Below are 15,853 nucleotides of genomic sequence, written 5' to 3' on the forward strand. Positions count from 1 at the left end.
CTCTAAAGTCCCGACTGAACGGCTGTTGCTTTGCCGGTCTTTGCAGCCTCAGCCACGGCAAGCCCCGTGGCTAGCGACCAGATACCGTCTGCCAATGTTGCAGAAGGCTGCCCTTTGCCAGCAATCGCGTTGTGAAAAGCGCGCAAGGCAATTTCGTAGAGGTTCTTGTGATCAAGTGGCAGTTCGTGCTCGCCATCCTTGTCCCGCAGCACGACAGTGCCAACGGGCTTTTGCGTCATGACATTGCGTGCAATCAGAGAACCTTCGCTTCCGTGCACTTCAAAGCCGGTCTCGGCATATTTCGTTGTAAAAGCATCATGGAACTGGGCGATGGCACCAGACGGGAAGCGCAGCACACCCATAACGCCGTCTTCCAGCCCCTCGCCACTTAAGCCGCCCTGCTGACTGAAAGCCACAGCCTCAACCGGATTTTCGCCCAGCACAAAACGCAGCGTATCGGCATCATGCACAGTGATATCGAGGATCACACCGCCACCTGCATCGGGCCGTTCAATGCGCCATCCCTGCAAATGCGGTGGCAGATAAACCGCATGAAAAACGCGCGCGCCAAGCACTTTGCCGATCTTCCCACTGGCGACCGCATCGCGCATGGCATGGTGGCTTGCGGCATTGCGCAAATGATGATTGGTACCCGCCACCACGCCCGCTTCACGCACGGCTTTCAACATGGCGTGTGCATCAGTAAGCGTGAGCGCAAGCGGCTTCTCACAGAGTATATGCTTGCCGGCTTTGGCTGCAGCTATTGCCTGATCGCGGTGCAGCTCATTGGTGGTGGAGATATAGACGGCATCGATTTCCCCATCGGCCAACAGCGCTTCAAGGCTTGTCTCGGCGCGTGCTATGCCGTTCTCGCGAGCATAATTTTCGCCGCGTTCGGCATTGGTGCTGTATAGGGAAACGACTTCACCACCGGTGGCGCGGATGGCCCCTATCACCCATTCTTTTGCAATGGTGCTTGCGCCTATAAGTCCCCATCTTGTCATGCCGAAACCTCCCTCAACTGTCGCAAAGGCGCGCCACAACTTGCACGTATCGCAAGACGTACGGACAAGCGCTGTGCCTCTGCCTCCACCCGTTCCGAATTAATTTGCTTCAGCAAAAGCTGAGCCGCCCGTTCTCCCAGACCTTGCGGATCAACAGCCACAGTCGTCAGTGCCGGAACAGCCGTTTTGGCCTCAATCACATCGTCAAAACCGACCACACCAAAATCGCGCCCTGGCTCCAGATTGGCTGCACGCAAACCATCGCAAACACCGAACGCCACAGCATCATTGAAGCACACGGTTGCTGTCGGTTTCATCCCATGCAGCAACATGCGCTCAAGCGCCTCGACACCACCTGCGCGCGAAGGAGCGCTTGTGAAGACCAGCGCATCATCAAACACTATTTGAGCCTGCTCAAGTCCCGCACGATAGCCAGCAACACGTTCGGAAAACACCGCTGTATCCGCGTATCCGCCCATGAATGCGATTGCCCGATGCCCAAGCGAAACAAGATGCTCGACCGCTTTCGCTACCCCACCGCGATTATCGGACACGATGGAAGAAACACCTGACCCCGGCACATCGCGCACCATCTGCACAACCGGCAGGCCGCTTTTCGCCAAAGGTTTCAGATCACTCGCCTCGGTACCACGTGCCGGTGAAACAATCAGTCCGGCAATGCCATGCTCACGCATGGAAGCGATTACCTCGCGCTGACGGTCAATGCTTTCGGCAGTATTGGCCAGAAACTGCACATAGCCAGCCGACTGCATGACGCGATCAACGCCGACTGCAAGCTCGGCAAAGAAGCTGTTGGTAAGATCATTGACCACCAGACCAATGATCTTCGATTTCGACTGGCGGAGATTTGCGGCCGAGCGATTATAGACATAGCCGAGCTTCTCAATCGCTTCCTGAACTTTTGTGCGGGTCGCTGCATGAACCAACGGGCTGTCACGCAGAACAAGCGAAACGGTCGACTTCGACACGCCTGCCTCGCGTGCAATATCGATAACCGTAATGCTGCTCTTGCTCATACCAATCTCCTGTTCCTTTCATTTAATTGGAACGTTCCAAATTTGTCAACGGTTTTGGATGACCACAGAATAATCGCGAAACGGCGCCGAAAATACCGATGAAAACTCAACATCTGGCTGCTGATTCTTAGTTTTCTCACAGAAACAGCCGTCATTTTACGTGTTTCACAGAAAAACCGCTATTGCTGCACAATTTTGCCTTAATTGGCTTCGTCTTGATAATTGGAACGATCTAAATTATGAGTACTGCCATTGGTATGGAGGAGTGACATGAGCGCATTATCCGAAAACGTGTTGGTCCTTCCCTTCGCGGATGGAAGCCTCAAGCCCCACCGCCTGATTGGCACACCAACGCCGCGACCGGCTTCAACTCCCCGTTTCAACCGCATTGCCTACGCTGCAGCGCATGTCGTCTCCGACCCGCTCAAAGATACTCGCCCCTGGAATAGTTCCCTGATTGACTGGGATGCAACCATGGCCTTCCGGCATCACCTCTGGAGCCTTGGCTTCCAGATTGCGGAAGCAATGGACACATCACAACGTGGCATGGGACTGGACTGGACGGGAGCGCAGGAACTGATCCGCCGCTCGCTGGCTGAAGCCAAAACCGTGCCGGGTGCCGATCTCGCCAGCGGTGCGGGCACCGATCATCTCGATCCGGCGGAAGCAAAAGAGCTTGATGACATTATCAAAGCCTATGAAACACAGGCCGAATTCATCGAAAAGCACGGCGGGCGTTTCATTCTGATGGCTAGCCGGGCACTGGCACGCATTGCTCGTTCACCGGACGATTATGCCAGAGTCTATGGTCATATTCTCACTCATGCGCGCGAAAAAGTCGTGCTGCACTGGCTGGGCGATATGTTCGACCCGCAACTCAAAGGATATTGGGGGTCAACGAAATTCGAGGATGCGCTTGAAACAGTGATCAGCATTATCAAAGCCAATCGCGACAAGGTGGAAGGCATCAAAATCTCGCTGCTGGAAGAGCGTTATGAGATTGCGCTTCGCAACCGCCTCCCCGAAGGCGTTCTGTGTTTCACAGGCGATGATTTCAATTATGCGCCATTGATCGAAGGCGATGGCCAGAAACACAGTCACGCTCTGCTTGGCATTTTCGATGCGGTTGCACCGCAGGCCTCAGCCGCGCTTGTAGCACTGGCCGAGGGCGACAATGCGCGCTTTCGTGCAATCATCGAACCAACCGTGCCGTTGTCGCGGAAAATCTTTGAAGCTCCCACACAATATTACAAGGCAGGCGTCGTGTTCCTGGCCTGGCTCAACGGGCACCAAAGCCATTTTACGATGCCCGCCGGCATGCAATCAGCCCGCGGCATTGTCCATTATGCCGATATTTTCCGGCTTTCTGATGAAGCAAATGTGCTCGCCAATCCGGATATGGCTATCGCCCGCATGCGGCAACTTCTGGCAGTCTACGGCGTGAAATAGTTTCCGAAATTCTGAGTACCGGCAGAGACATACAAATTTTCTGATGTTTCAGAAACCGCGCTGCAACATGGCTGCGCGGCAAATACGCTCGTCTAAATCTTCAGAAAAACTCTGCTTCCCGTAGACATTTCCATGTAACGCATCTGGAAGAATCAATATATACTACAAATAATGTGTTTTTTACTATTTTATAATATTATAATGGGGAATTATTATTATAATGAAAAAATATAAGTTACTTATAAAATCAACAATACTTTCCGCAATCTGTTCGCAAGCTTGGGCGGAAACACCGGTTTTCGAGGTGCATGGTTCGTTCGGCGGAGCGAGAGCCGATGCTGCGAGCATATCCGCCGACGGCAAGACAATTGGTATCCGTCGCATGTCTGCCGGCGGTGCCTATGACAAGTCATTTATCGTCACTCCGGACGGCATAACCGATATCGGCTCACTCAGCGGTTCTGATGCGACGGCCCTGCTTGAGGTTTCGGCAAACGGGCTTGCAGCGATTGGCAGCAGTGCGATCTACTCAACACAATCGCATGCGTTCTGGTGGTCGCGTGAAACCGGTATCCGCGATATCGGCACATTGGGCGGTTCTGTTTCATCGCCCAAAGGTATTTCGGCCAGCGGAACGGTTGTGGCCGGTGACAGCTATCTTGCTGGCGACACTATAACGAACTCATTTCGCTGGACCCTTCAGGACGGTATTACCAACCTCGGTCATTTGGGGGGCGATTCATCGTTCACCAATGCAATCTCAGCCGATGGCAGCACAATCATCGGCTATAGTTCCAATGCAAACTTCAACACCCATGCCTTCCGTTGGACCCAAGCGGCCGGCATGGTCAGCCTTCAGACACTTGGTGGCAACAATTCATCTGCACGAGGTGTATCAGCGGATGGAAGCGTGGTTGTTGGTGCAAGCGATACTGCCAACAATCAGCAACACGCTTTCCGATGGACGGCCAACACAGGCATGATCGATATCGACACTCACGGAAACCAGGAAAGCATTGCCAATCTTGTTTCGGGCGATGGCATGGTTGTGGTCGGAAGTGCCACCTTCAATGGCGGCTTCAATCAGGCTTTCCGATGGACCCAACAATCCGGCATGATCAGTTTGAACTCACTCGGTGGTGGTCTTTCTCATGCTCTCAGCATGACAACCGACGGCTCCGCGGTGGTTGGCTACAGTTACACAGACACAATGGCACTGCGCGCTTTCCGCTGGACTGCAAGCGATGGCATGATTGATTTGGGTACGATAGGAGGCAACAGCGCGATCGCTTGGGATGTTTCCAGCGACGGCAGCGTTATTGCAGGAACTGCCGAAACTGCGAGTGGCGAGCTTCACGCAACTCTGTGGAAGTTCCCAAAACCTGATACCGGGACACCACCGACAAATCCGGGAACCAATCCGGAAACGCCCACAAATCCCGGTACTAATCCAGGCTCCAACCCCGGTTCTGATCCGGGTTCCAATCCGGGCACACCGTCAGTGGAAAATCCCCCTGTAAAAGAGCCGGAAGTGGCTCCGAAGATTATAGATGTCGACCACACTGTAGCGACTGTCTTCACTCTGGCGAGTAACAGTTTCTCTGCGATGGAAGCACAGCGTTTGACACTCAACAAGTTGCAGGGCTTCTGCGATGTCGAGAGAGCAGGCCAAACCTGCTATTCGCTGTTTACCGATATCAGCGGTTTTGGTGACCAGAAGGATCTGCTTTCAGGTTTCACACTTGGCCACGGTTTTACCGATAATTTCTCGGCAGGCGTCACCATAGCACACTCCTTCTGGCGCGATCAGCCTGACGGCTTTGATGCAGGGAACGACAATTTCGGCGGTGGTCTCTATGCGCAATGGAAGGACAAGACTGCCATCGGTGACTGGTACATGCGGGCGAGTCTTGCAGCCAATCGCTATGATACGGATATAACGCGACCGGTGCTTGCCTATACCGAAGCCGGAACTGGTGAAAGCAGGCTGCAAGGCTGGAGCACAGCCCTGGAGCTGGGACGTACAGACAGTCTCAGCTTCCGGAACGCCCGCATCGGCTATTATGGCGGTTTGCGTTACAGCCATCTTTCGATGGACGGTTATACGGAAAGCAATGCACTGTTCCCATTCACCTATGGGGATATGAAATACGAATTGACGACCGCCTATGCCGGCGCCAACTACTCGATGCCTTTGACCGAAAGAATCCGGTGGTCCATTAATCTTGAGATCGAACAGGACCTTGCGCACAACGATCCGGAATTTAGCGCTAAAGCTGAGTATATCGGGGCCTTAGCACTCGACCCGGATTTTTCTCATGCCAGAGGCTCCGCATGGACGAGCCTGAGTTATGCCGTCAATGAAACTGTCGATCTTTCGTTGACGCCTTATGTCACCCGGACAGCATCACGCGACAATGCTTTCGGAGCCATGGTCAGGATTTCGGGAAAGTTCTGACCCAAAAACAAAAAGCCTCGCGGCAAAACGTGCCGCGAGGCTTTTCAACTCTTATAAGCCGGTCTCAGCGCCAGCCAAGCGCCGGTGCAACATGCTTGAGGATCGACTCGATCACATGGGCGTTGTACTCAACCCCGAGCTGGTTCGGTACAGTCAGAAGCAGGGTGTCGGCTTCGGCAATCGCCTCGTCCTTTTCGAGCTGCTTAATGAGCTTATCCGGTTCAGCCGCATAGGACCGGCCAAAGACGGCTCGCAAATCCTCTTCAATGTAGCCGATCGAATCCTGCTCATTGCTGCCGCCACCAAAATAAGCGCGATCGCGATCATCAACGAGCGCGAAGATGCTGCGGCTTATCGAAACGCGTGGCGTGCGGGTGTGTCCTGCTTCTTTCCATGCTTCGCGATAAGCGCGGATCTGCCTTGCCTGCTGAATATGCAAAGGCTCGCCGCTTTCGTCCTTTTTCAAGGTCGAACTTTGCAGATTCATACCGAGTTTTGCAGCCCAGATTGCCGTGGCATCCGATGCAGCACCCCACCAGATACGATCCCGAAGGCCTTCAGAATGTGGCTCGATCTTCAGAAGCCCCGGAGTGTTCGGAAACATAGGACGCGGGTTTGGCTGGGCAAAGCCTTCTCCTTTGAGAGCTTCAAAAAAGGCTTCGCCATGCTTACGGCCCAGATCAGCATCGCTCATGCCCTCTTCCGGCTCGTAACCGAAGTAGCGCCAGCCATCGATAACCTGTTCCGGCGAACCGCGGCTGATGCCAAGCTGCAAACGGCCCTTTGAAATGAGGTCAGCTGCACCGGCATCTTCCACCATATAGAGCGGGTTCTCATAGCGCATATCGATCACGGCAGTGCCAATCTCGATCTTGCTTGTCTTGGCGCCAACAGCGGCAAGCAGCGGAAAAGGCGAAGCTAGCTGACGTGCAAAGTGATGGACGCGGAAATATGCGCCATCTGCGCCGAGTTCTTCAGCAGCAACGGCCAGATCAATCGACTGCAGCAAAGCATCACCCGCGGAACGGGTTCCAGACTGTGGCGAAGGCGACCAGTGGCCGAATGAAAGAAAGCCTATCTTCTTCATGACTATGATCCTCAGGGCATAACCCGCCAAAGTGAAAAGAGAAGCGGCAGGACTATGCTTCAGGTTTTGTGCAGGGGCACTTTTCAACTGTTCTGTCAGAATATGGCGGTGGGCGATAGCCATTGAAAGGCCGCTGAACACTGTGTTCATGAAACCGAATATAACGGGCAACAGATTGGCTGCGATCACAACACGTTGACAGCCCAAACAGACCAGATTAAGCCTCGATATGAGGCGGATTGGCCTTCAATCCCGACATAGAGTTGGGATTGGGTATAAGGTCGATATCCACAAAATGCCCAAACAGGCAATGCACTAAAACAGGGGAGATATTTATGCGTTCTATGCTTCTGGCCTTGCTGGCCGCAACGGCTATCGCCACTTCGGCACAGGCCAAGGATGTAACGGTTGCCGTTACTGCTATCGTTGAACATCCGGCACTCGACGCTGCGCGCGACGGTGTGAAGGACGCACTGGCTGCAGCCGGCTTCAAGGAAGGCGAAAACCTCAAATTCGTCTATCAGTCCGCTCAGGGCAATCCGGCAACGGCCGCACAGATCGCACGTCAGTTCGTTGGCGAAGCACCAGACGTGATCGTGCCGATCTCGACACCTTCGGCACAGGCTGTTGTTTCTGCAACGCGTGATATTCCGATTGTCTTTACCGCTGTTTCCGATCCTGTTGGCGCACAGCTCGTCAAGGACATGGCAAAGCCGGGCGGCAACGTGACCGGTCTTTCCGATATGTCGCCGGTTGTCGAGCACATCAAGCTCATCAAAGAAGTGATGCCGAACATCAAGAAGCTCGGCTATCTCTACAATTCCGGTGAAACCAACTCCGTATCGCTTCTGGCAGCGCTGAAAGAAGCCGCTTCCGCAGAAGGCATCGAAATCGTTGAATCGGCTGCAACCAAGTCGGCAGAAGTTCAGGGTGCAGCCCGCGCCCTCGTGGGCCGTGCGGATGCGATGTATGTTCCAACCGACAACACCATCGTTTCGGCTCTTGAAAGTGCCGTTGGTGTTGCTGAGGAAAGCAAGCTTCCGCTCTTCACCGCTGATACGGATTCGGTCAAGCGTGGTGCGCTCGCTGCTCTCGGCTTCAACTATTACGACGTTGGCAAGCAGACCGGCGCAGTCGTGGTCAAGATCCTCAATGGCGAAAAGCCAGGCGATATCGCTGTCGACATCGCCAAGGGCACCGACCTCGTTATCAATCTTTCTGCAGCCAGGAAGATGGGCATCGAATTCCCACAGGCTGTTATCGACCGCGCCACCAGCAAGGTCGAATAATAGGTCTCAGGATTGTAACTACAAAGGGCGGGATGAATTCCCGCCCTTTTCTTTGAAACCTCTTTCCAACATTTGAGCTTTTAAAATGCCCGCCATTCGTATCCTTCCCGCTGATGACAACACCAATGGCTGGAGCAAGATACTGCCTGCCCGCACGCCGCGTGCAGCACTCAAAGGTGACATCAGGGCCGACTGGATTGTGCTCGGTGCGGGCTATTCAGGTGTTGCCGCCGCAAGAAGGTTGGCAGAGAACCGCCCGAACGACCAGATCGCATTGATTGATGCGCAGGAGGTCGGAAAAGGCACGTCCGGGCGCGCTGCGGGTTTTGCCATTGATCTGCCGCACAATGTCAGTTCTTCGATGGAGGAGCTGGCTAAGTCGCACAGCTACCGGGCACTGGCGCGTGCTGCGATCGACCATCTGAAACAGCAAATTGAGCGGCATGATATCGATTGCGACTGGCGGCAGGACGGAAAGTTTCACGCTGCTGTTTCCGATCAGGGTGTGCGTGAGGTTCTTGAACCAACAGTCAAAGAGCTCGAACGTCTCAAAGAGCCCTTCGACTGGCTTGAAGGCGATGCTCTGGCCAAAAGGCTTGGCACAAGCCATTTCAAGGCTGCTGTCTTCACCTATGGCACATCGCTGTTAAACCCGGCTGCACTTGTCCGCGGCCTTGCCGACAACCTGCCCGATAATGTCACGCTGTATGAAAACTCTGCCGTTATCAAAGTCGATTATGGCGACCGCATTCTCATCACCACGCCGAAGGGCAGCATTCAGGCACCTACCATGATCCTGACGGTCAACGGCTTTGGCGAACAGTTCGGTTTTTTCAGACGAAAGCTCCTGAACTTTGCGGCTCATGCAAGCCTTAGCCGTCAGCTGACCGACGATGAATACAAGGCAATTGGTGAAGTTGCACCATGGGGGCTTACGCCCGCAAACTCCTTTGCCGGGATTACGATGCGCTTGACGTCGGATCGGCGCATTCTGGTGAGGCAGAACGTGCATTTCTGCCCATCGCTCCGCCAGTCGGATGAGCAGCGCCAAACCGTCAAGTGCCAGCATAAGCAGCTGTTCGACGAGCGTTTCCCGATGTTACCCAATGTTGAGATGCAGCACACATGGACGGGCTTTATCTGCCTCTCGCGCAATGGCGCACCAGGCTTTGGCCAGATCGCCAGGAATGTTTTCACCTCGCTTTGCCAGAACGGTGTCGGCATAACCAAAGGAACCATCGGCGGTATTCTCGCGGCCGATATGGCCTGCGACATTGATAATCCGCTGATCGACGACATGCTGAAACTGGGCAGTCCGACTGAGCTTCCGCCACGCCCCTTCCTCGATATCGGCGTTCGCGCACGGTTTGCGTGGGAGCTGTGGCGTGCACGCGCTGAAGTCTGATCGGGAACAAGCAGACTGAATGTTGTAACAGGCGCACAGAATGGCGCTTTTTGGCGCATTTGCAGCGATAATGCTTGCGTGTTACCGCTTTTTGAGTTGTATCCCGAAAACGATATAGCCAGAACAACCGCAATCAATGCGGAAATGCATAATTCAATTGTCAGAGCGTGCATCGCGCAACCAGTCGGAAGCAACCCGCTCTGAGCATCAAACCGGGGAAATGTTTCAGGTGACGGAGATCACCGGAAGCCAACTCAGAACAAAACCGGTCGTGATTGAAGCAAGGTCTTTTGGATATGGAAGGACGGATTGTCCACATATCGCAAAAGCCAATGACTGATGTGTGTCGGAAAAAGACCCATCTTCATTTTCAGCCACGGCAAAGAACAAGGAATCTCAATGTGAGTCAGATCGCCTTCTGGGGTGCGGTCGAATTGGGCCTCGTCTTCTCTTTCGTCGCCATCGGCGTCTATCTGGCTTTCCGCGTGCTCGATTTCCCCGATCTGACCGTGGATGGCTCGTTTCCGCTTGGTGCAGCCGTAACCGGCGTTCTGATCATTGCTGGCTGGAATGCCTGGCTCGCAGCAGGTGTTGCCATGATAGCCGGTTCGCTTGCCGGTCTGGTGACAGCGACGCTGAATGTGCGCTTCAAGATTCTCAATCTTCTTGCATCCATTCTCACGATGATCGCGCTGTTTTCTGTCAATCTGCGCGTCATGGGCCGTCCGAATATCGCGCTGATCAATCAGGATACGATGCTGAGCCCGTTCTTCGGCCATGGCATTCCCGAATACTACGTGCGTCCGGCCTTTCTTTTCGTGCTCGTTGCTGTCACCGTTTTTCTCGTATGGCGTTTCCTTGAAAGCGACATGGGCCTTGCCATGCGCGCAACCGGCGCCAATCCGAAAATGGCCCGTGCGCAGGGCGTACGCACCGACCGCCAGATTTATCTGGGCATGGCCCTCTCCAACGCGCTCGTGGCGCTTGGCGGATCGTTATTTGCCCAGACAAACGGCTTTGCCGACGTAACCTCGGGCGTTGGCACCATCGTTGTCGGTCTGGCCGCTGTGATCATTGGTGAAACACTGCTGCGCACGCGTCTCATTCTGGTCATTCTCATTGGCTGTGTACTGGGTTCGATAATCTATCGTATCGCCATCCAGCTTGCGCTTTCCAATGGCAGTATCGTCGGACTTCAGGCTTCCGACCTCAATATCGCAACAGCGCTTCTCGTCACCTTCGCACTGATCTTGCCGCGCCTGCGCCGTGGAGGAGCGTCATCATGATCGAAGTTTCCAATCTCGAAGTCATTTTCGGTCGTGGAACACCGCTTGAAAAGCAGGTGCTCAACAAGATCAATCTGACCATGGAACGAGGCTCATTTGTCACTGTGATCGGCTCCAATGGAGCTGGTAAATCGACCATGCTTGGCGTTCTGGCAGGTGATGTCATACCAACTGCTGGCAAGGTTGAAATCAGTGGTCAGGATGTAACGCGCAAATCCACAGCGGAGCGCGCCGGTCTTGTGGCCCGCGTGTTTCAGGACCCGCTCGCAGGCAGTTGCGGCACGCTGACGATTGAGGAAAACCTCGCGCTGGCTGCTTCGCGTGGAACACGTCGGGGCCTCACCCATGCGCTCAATTCCAAGCGCCGCGAATGGTTCCGCGAACGTGTGGCAAGCCTCAATCTCGGTCTTGAAAGCCGTATGCAGGATCGTATGGAGCTTCTGTCCGGCGGCCAGCGTCAGGCGCTCTCGCTGATCATGGCGACACTCGCCGGTTCCGAAGTTCTGCTGCTCGATGAACATACCGCTGCCCTTGATCCGGGCATGGCTGAGTTCGTCATGGAACTCACCCGCACGCTGATCTCGGAGAACAAGCTCACAGCACTCATGGTCACCCATTCCATGCGTCAGGCGCTGGATTATGGCGACCGCACGATCATGCTGCATGGTGGCAAAATCCTGCTTGATGTTACCGGCGACAAGCGCAAGACGCTGGGCGTCGAAGACCTCATCGAAATGTTCCGCAAAGTGCGTGGTCAGACGCTCGATGATGATGCTTTGCTGATCGAATAACATTGCAAACAGCTTTGTTTCACAGCCGCCGTTCAGTTTGACCGGCGGCTGTTTTGTTTGAAAGCGAATTGCGCTACTTAATCCGGTATGGCGCAGAAAAAAGCACACGAAGTAGATCAGTTCATTGGCAGGCCGAGCAGCTCGTTTCCGGTTGTGCTACTTTATGGCCCCGACAAGGGCCTGGTAAGCGAACGCGCGCGCCGTTATGCAAAGGCAACCAAGCTGCCGCTGGACGATCCCTTTGCCGTGATCCGCATGGAAGCTGATGAGATTGATGCAGATCCCGCTAAGCTAGCCGATGAAGCACGCACAATCTCCATGTTCGGTGGCGAACGGCTTATCTGGATCAAGAACGCAGCCGGGCAGAAGAAGCTGGCCGACGCTGTGAAACTTTTGGCAAATGAGCCGCCGCATGAAACATATATTCTGGTCGAAGCTGGCGACCTCAAGAAAGGCGCAGGCCTGCGCAGCGCCGTCGAGAACGCGACCGCTGGCATGGCACTCCCTTGCTACAGCGACGACGCGCGCGGCATTGACGGCGTTATTGATGACGTGCTGGCCGAATGGAAGATGCAGATCACCATGGACGGGCGTCAGCTACTGCGTGCGAGCCTTGGCGGCGATCGGCTTGCTACACGCGGCGAACTCGAAAAGCTATGCCTCTATGCCCGCGGCAAAGAACGCATCGATATTGATGATGTGCGTGAAGCTGTCGGCGATGTAGCCAGCCTGTCTACTGACGAGGTGATTGATGCGGTGCTGACAGCCGATCTGCCTCGCTTTGAAATATCATTTGACCGGGTTGTGAAATCCGGCACAGCACCATTTCTCCTGCTCAACACTGCCATGAGACAGTTCCAGCAGATACAGACCTTGCGCCATATCGCGGATACTGAGCGCAAAAGTGCTTCCGTGGTCGTCGCTTCTGCTCGTCCGCCAATCTTTTTCAATCGCAAGAAGCTGATCGAGAACGCCGTTGACCGCTGGAAGGCGGAGAACCTCGTGCGCGTGCTTGAGCGCCTGCAACGCGCCGTGCTGGAAAGCCGTCAGAATGCGGCACTCTCCGTGCCTGTTATCCGCCAGTGCCTGCTTGCTATCGCTGTTGAAGCAGCCAAGCTGTCACGCAGGTAAGCTTGGTCTTTTAGCGACCAAAGCTTAGCGCAGGGCTGTCCCTATACTTCTGCCACAGTGACACGAGCCAGCCCGCGAAATAGCCCGCTGATGCGCCTGATACCACGCCCGTAATCAGCGTGAGTGTCGATTGGTCTTCCGGATAAATTGCGTTCAGAACAGCCAGAGCATACTGGGCGCTGAAGAAAATCAGATTGCGGATCAGCGGCAGTATCGACCCGGCCCGCTCAACGGTTTTGTTCTGACGATCAACTGCGAGAACACGCGGGTCTGTGAGATAACCAACAGGTGCCAGCACAAACAGCCCTGCAAACCACGCAATCAGAAACGAACTGAACTGCGTTGAACTGCTGTCAAAGTGCATGAAACTGACAGCAATGAAGATCACCGGGACGAATAGCATTCTCCAGAGTGAAACTGTGTTTGTTTCACTCCCTTTCACCCCCTGTATGACGAGATAAGCGAGCAGCCCCCAAACATAGATCGGCGTGTGAATTATGATTTGAGTGACCATTTCCATAAAGCAGTATCTCCCCAGCCTCGCGTTCCAAAAGCAATATCTCAATAATATAAGACTTATCGAAAGTCCGGCAGAAATATCGCTTAGCGTGAAACAGGCTAATAATTCAGCGATTGATCAATAGCGCTTGAATACCCTGGTGGATGGAATTTGACGTTTGAATCTCGACCAACACAAATGCTGTTTCAAACATCAAATTTGAAAAATCCACTCGATTCATAAAATTGCTAGTGGTCGTTTTGATTTCGACATTTGTCCAACGCCTGTAACCGGGGATGCAAATGTCGGAGTCAGACCATCAGATCAACCTTGAGCTTCTTGGCGCATTCAGTAATATTCCGTAGTGTTCAATTTCATAACTGAAATGAGAACCCCAGGTTTTCATAATCTCATTCTGCGTTAAATCATTGGAACTAAAGAATGATCGGCTGCATCCCCCCAATTCTTCTGCTCATGCTTGGTGCCTTTCTTGGTTGGCTGATCGGCGGCAATTACGGCGCTTTCTGGGGAAGCACGGTCGGCGTTGGCGTCGGCATCATTCTAATGATAATTATCGTCTTTTCGCTGATAAAAGCGCGCGGTCGATAAAACGAAAAAGCCGTGAAACAAATGTTCCACGGCTTCAAGTTCAGATTTATAAACAGATTTCGTTAGCTCTGGAGACGACGGCAGATTTCGTCGAGTTGCTCAAGCGAACTATAACGAACCTTAACCTCACCACCGCGCTCGCGGTGATTGATTTCCACTTTCATGCCGGTGACATCGGAAAGCAGCTTCTCAAGTGCCTTAGTATCGGCATCTTTCTCGATCGGCGCGCTCTTGCCTGGCTTTGGCTCAGCGCCATTGCGCGCTTGTGACAGCGCTTCAACCTGACGAACAGACAGACCTTCTTTAACCACGCGTTCAGCAAGCGCAGTTGGATCGTCCATAGTGATCAGGCTACGCGCATGACCGGCAGACAAAGCGCCATCCGAAATGAAATCCTGCACGCGCTGCGGCAGTTTCAACAGGCGCAGCGTATTCGCAACATGGCTTCGGCTTTTGCCGATCACCTGTGCCAGATCGTTCTGTGTATAGTCGTGATTATCGATAAGTTGTTGATATCCCATCGCTTCTTCGACCGAATTAAGGTCGGCGCGCTGAACATTTTCAACAATTGCTATCTCAAGTGCAACACGATCATCCACATCGCGAATGATAACCGGTATCGTATCAACGCCTGCACGCTGCGATGCGCGCCAGCGGCGCTCACCGGCGATCAGCTCGAAACGATCGGGTTCGCCCGGTGCCGGACGCACAACAATTGGCTGAACAACACCGTGTTCTTTGATCGACTGCGCCAGATCTTCCAGTTCAACTTCGGAGAACATGCGACGCGGGTTGCGTGGATTGCGCGTGACGAACTCAATCGGAACGTTACGCTCGCTGCTGATAGGCTGCTTGCGCTCTTCCACCGGGCGGTCGATTTCACCAATCAGAGCGGCCAGGCCGCGGCCAAGCCGCTTTTTTGAAGGATCATCGTTCATCGTCGGCAGTCCCTGCAATTGTTACGTAGTCGAATCGATAAAAGTATCGCAGATGCGATACTCGCTAATTATGCGGCTTTAAGCTGCCGCTCCCGCTGGATGACTTCCGATGCGAGCTGCAAATAAGCCTGACTCCCAGCGCACTTCAAATCATAAAGAATAGCTGGCTTGCCATGGGACGGTGCTTCCGACACCCGCACATTGCGCGGAATGACTGTACGATAGACCTTTTCGCCCATGAAGGCACGTACATCGTCCACCACCTGCGACGCCAGATTGTTACGGCTGTCGAACATGGTCAAAACAATACCCTGTATCGTCAGATCGGGATTGATGGTCGAACGCACCTGATCAACCGTCTGCAGAAGCTGGCTCAGTCCTTCCAGTGCGAAGAACTCGCACTGCAGGGGAACCATGACAGAATCTGCTGCTGCCATCGCGTTCAGGGTCAGCAAGTTCAATGACGGTGGGCAATCAACCAGTATATAGGAAAACTTGTCTGCAACAGCAGAATCAAAGCGCAGCGCATCCCGTAAGCGACGCGTCCGATCAGGCGCTTGCGCTATTTCCATCTCAATACCGAGAAGATCCAGCGTCGAAGGCACGATATAAAGGTTTGGAACATCGCTCTGCATGGCGGCATCATTGGCGGATGCTGCCTGTGTCAGCACGTCGTAAGACGAAAGCGGACGGTTGAGTCGATCAATTCCAAGGCCAGTACTGGCATTTCCCTGCGGGTCGAGGTCAACGATCAGCACAGTTTCACCAATAGCTGCGAGTGCTGTCGCAAGGTTGATGGCTGTCGTTGTCTTACCAACGCCACCCTTCTGATTTGCAATGGTTATGATCCTGGATCTTTTGCTCATTACC

At 53.9% G+C, this 15,853-nt stretch carries 14 protein-coding genes; 8 read left to right on the top strand and 6 right to left on the bottom strand.

Annotated features, from left to right (window positions below; translation table 11 throughout):
* Positions 1–2: 2 nt before the first annotated feature.
* Together CEV32_RS17885 and CEV32_RS17890 are read right to left on the bottom strand one after the other, a co-directional pair.
* On the bottom strand, positions 3–1,004 hold the full coding sequence (locus CEV32_RS17885) for a Gfo/Idh/MocA family protein (protein ID WP_094578474.1): 1,002 nt from the start codon (positions 1,002–1,004) through the stop codon (positions 3–5).
* Positions 1,001–2,041, bottom strand: a complete 1,041-nt coding sequence (locus tag CEV32_RS17890; RefSeq protein ID WP_094578475.1) for a LacI family DNA-binding transcriptional regulator — start codon at positions 2,039–2,041, stop codon at positions 1,001–1,003. Before CEV32_RS17890 ends, CEV32_RS17885 begins: the two co-directional genes overlap by 4 nt.
* Positions 2,042–2,311: 270 nt before the next feature.
* Between CEV32_RS17890 and CEV32_RS17895 the strand changes: the two genes are divergently transcribed.
* Entirely contained in the window at positions 2,312–3,490 is a 1,179-nt protein-coding gene (locus CEV32_RS17895) for a dihydrodipicolinate synthase family protein (protein ID WP_094578476.1), read from the top strand.
* Positions 3,491–3,710: 220 nt separating this feature from the next.
* Positions 3,711–5,948 (top strand): autotransporter domain-containing protein, encoded by a 2,238-nt coding sequence (locus CEV32_RS17900; RefSeq protein WP_094578477.1) that lies wholly within the window; start codon positions 3,711–3,713, stop codon positions 5,946–5,948.
* Positions 5,949–6,012: 64 nt separating this feature from the next.
* Here CEV32_RS17900 and CEV32_RS17905 read toward each other — a convergent pair whose 3' ends face one another.
* On the bottom strand, positions 6,013–7,035 hold the full coding sequence (locus CEV32_RS17905; RefSeq protein WP_094579152.1) for an LLM class flavin-dependent oxidoreductase: 1,023 nt from the start codon (positions 7,033–7,035) through the stop codon (positions 6,013–6,015).
* Between the two features lie 335 nt (positions 7,036–7,370).
* Here CEV32_RS17905 and CEV32_RS17910 point away from each other — a divergent pair, with 335 nt between their 5' ends.
* The 5 genes from CEV32_RS17910 (at position 7,371) to holA (ending at position 12,937) form a co-directional block, all read left to right on the top strand.
* Complete coding sequence (locus CEV32_RS17910) at positions 7,371–8,324, top strand: ABC transporter substrate-binding protein (protein ID WP_094578478.1); 954 nt, start codon at positions 7,371–7,373, stop codon at positions 8,322–8,324.
* Between the two features lie 85 nt (positions 8,325–8,409).
* Positions 8,410–9,729, top strand: coding sequence for an NAD(P)/FAD-dependent oxidoreductase (locus CEV32_RS17915; protein WP_094578479.1), 1,320 nt, complete (start codon positions 8,410–8,412; stop codon positions 9,727–9,729).
* Between the two features lie 401 nt (positions 9,730–10,130).
* The gene (locus CEV32_RS17920; protein ID WP_094578480.1) at positions 10,131–11,015 is read left to right on the top strand and encodes an ABC transporter permease; all 885 of its coding nucleotides are present in this window, start codon (positions 10,131–10,133) and stop codon (positions 11,013–11,015) included.
* A complete protein-coding gene (locus CEV32_RS17925; RefSeq protein WP_094578481.1) occupies positions 11,012–11,806 on the top strand; it encodes an ABC transporter ATP-binding protein in 795 nt (264 codons plus the stop codon). Before CEV32_RS17920 ends, CEV32_RS17925 begins: the two co-directional genes overlap by 4 nt.
* Before the next feature lie 87 nt (positions 11,807–11,893).
* Positions 11,894–12,937, top strand: a complete 1,044-nt coding sequence (gene holA / locus CEV32_RS17930) for a DNA polymerase III subunit delta (RefSeq protein WP_094578482.1) — start codon at positions 11,894–11,896, stop codon at positions 12,935–12,937.
* 10 nt (positions 12,938–12,947) lie between these two features.
* On the opposite strand, the gene CEV32_RS17935 is transcribed toward holA, so the two are convergent.
* Positions 12,948–13,457: a DUF6622 family protein gene (locus CEV32_RS17935; RefSeq protein WP_094578483.1), complete on the bottom strand. Its 510-nt coding sequence runs from the start codon at positions 13,455–13,457 to the stop codon at positions 12,948–12,950.
* 420 nt (positions 13,458–13,877) lie between these two features.
* On the opposite strand from CEV32_RS17935, the gene CEV32_RS23755 reads away from it, so the two are divergent.
* A complete protein-coding gene (locus tag CEV32_RS23755) occupies positions 13,878–14,045 on the top strand; it encodes a hypothetical protein (protein ID WP_167382824.1) in 168 nt (55 codons plus the stop codon).
* Positions 14,046–14,107: 62 nt separating this feature from the next.
* On the opposite strand, the gene CEV32_RS17940 is transcribed toward CEV32_RS23755, so the two are convergent.
* Together CEV32_RS17940 and CEV32_RS17945 are read right to left on the bottom strand one after the other, a co-directional pair.
* Positions 14,108–14,983, bottom strand: coding sequence for a ParB/RepB/Spo0J family partition protein (locus tag CEV32_RS17940; protein ID WP_094578484.1), 876 nt, complete (start codon positions 14,981–14,983; stop codon positions 14,108–14,110).
* A gap of 68 nt (positions 14,984–15,051) precedes the next feature.
* Complete coding sequence (locus CEV32_RS17945) at positions 15,052–15,849, bottom strand: ParA family protein (protein ID WP_094578485.1); 798 nt, start codon at positions 15,847–15,849, stop codon at positions 15,052–15,054.
* Positions 15,850–15,853: the final 4 nt, after the last annotated feature.

Origin of the sequence: Brucella rhizosphaerae, from assembly GCF_002252475.1 — a bacterium.
Lineage (GTDB): Bacteria > Pseudomonadota > Alphaproteobacteria > Rhizobiales > Rhizobiaceae > Brucella > Brucella rhizosphaerae.

Bases quoted from the DNA above. Each gene is read 5' to 3' on its own strand.
- CEV32_RS23755 (WP_167382824.1), top strand. From the start codon at position 13,878: ATGATCGGCTGCATCCCCCCAATTCTTCTGCTCATGCTTGGTGCCTTT.
- CEV32_RS17915 (WP_094578479.1), top strand. From the start codon at position 8,410: ATGCCCGCCATTCGTATCCTTCCCGCTGATGACAACACCAATGGCTGG.
- CEV32_RS17905 (WP_094579152.1), bottom strand. From the start codon at position 7,035: ATGAAGAAGATAGGCTTTCTTTCATTCGGCCACTGGTCGCCTTCGCCA.
- CEV32_RS17895 (WP_094578476.1), top strand. From the start codon at position 2,312: ATGAGCGCATTATCCGAAAACGTGTTGGTCCTTCCCTTCGCGGATGGA.
- CEV32_RS17885 (WP_094578474.1), bottom strand. From the start codon at position 1,004: ATGACAAGATGGGGACTTATAGGCGCAAGCACCATTGCAAAAGAATGG.
- CEV32_RS17925 (WP_094578481.1), top strand. From the start codon at position 11,012: ATGATCGAAGTTTCCAATCTCGAAGTCATTTTCGGTCGTGGAACACCG.
- CEV32_RS17935 (WP_094578483.1), bottom strand. From the start codon at position 13,457: ATGGAAATGGTCACTCAAATCATAATTCACACGCCGATCTATGTTTGG.
- CEV32_RS17940 (WP_094578484.1), bottom strand. From the start codon at position 14,983: ATGAACGATGATCCTTCAAAAAAGCGGCTTGGCCGCGGCCTGGCCGCT.
- CEV32_RS17900 (WP_094578477.1), top strand. From the start codon at position 3,711: ATGAAAAAATATAAGTTACTTATAAAATCAACAATACTTTCCGCAATC.
- CEV32_RS17910 (WP_094578478.1), top strand. From the start codon at position 7,371: ATGCGTTCTATGCTTCTGGCCTTGCTGGCCGCAACGGCTATCGCCACT.
- CEV32_RS17890 (WP_094578475.1), bottom strand. From the start codon at position 2,041: ATGAGCAAGAGCAGCATTACGGTTATCGATATTGCACGCGAGGCAGGC.
- CEV32_RS17945 (WP_094578485.1), bottom strand. From the start codon at position 15,849: ATGAGCAAAAGATCCAGGATCATAACCATTGCAAATCAGAAGGGTGGC.
- holA (WP_094578482.1), top strand. From the start codon at position 11,894: ATGGCGCAGAAAAAAGCACACGAAGTAGATCAGTTCATTGGCAGGCCG.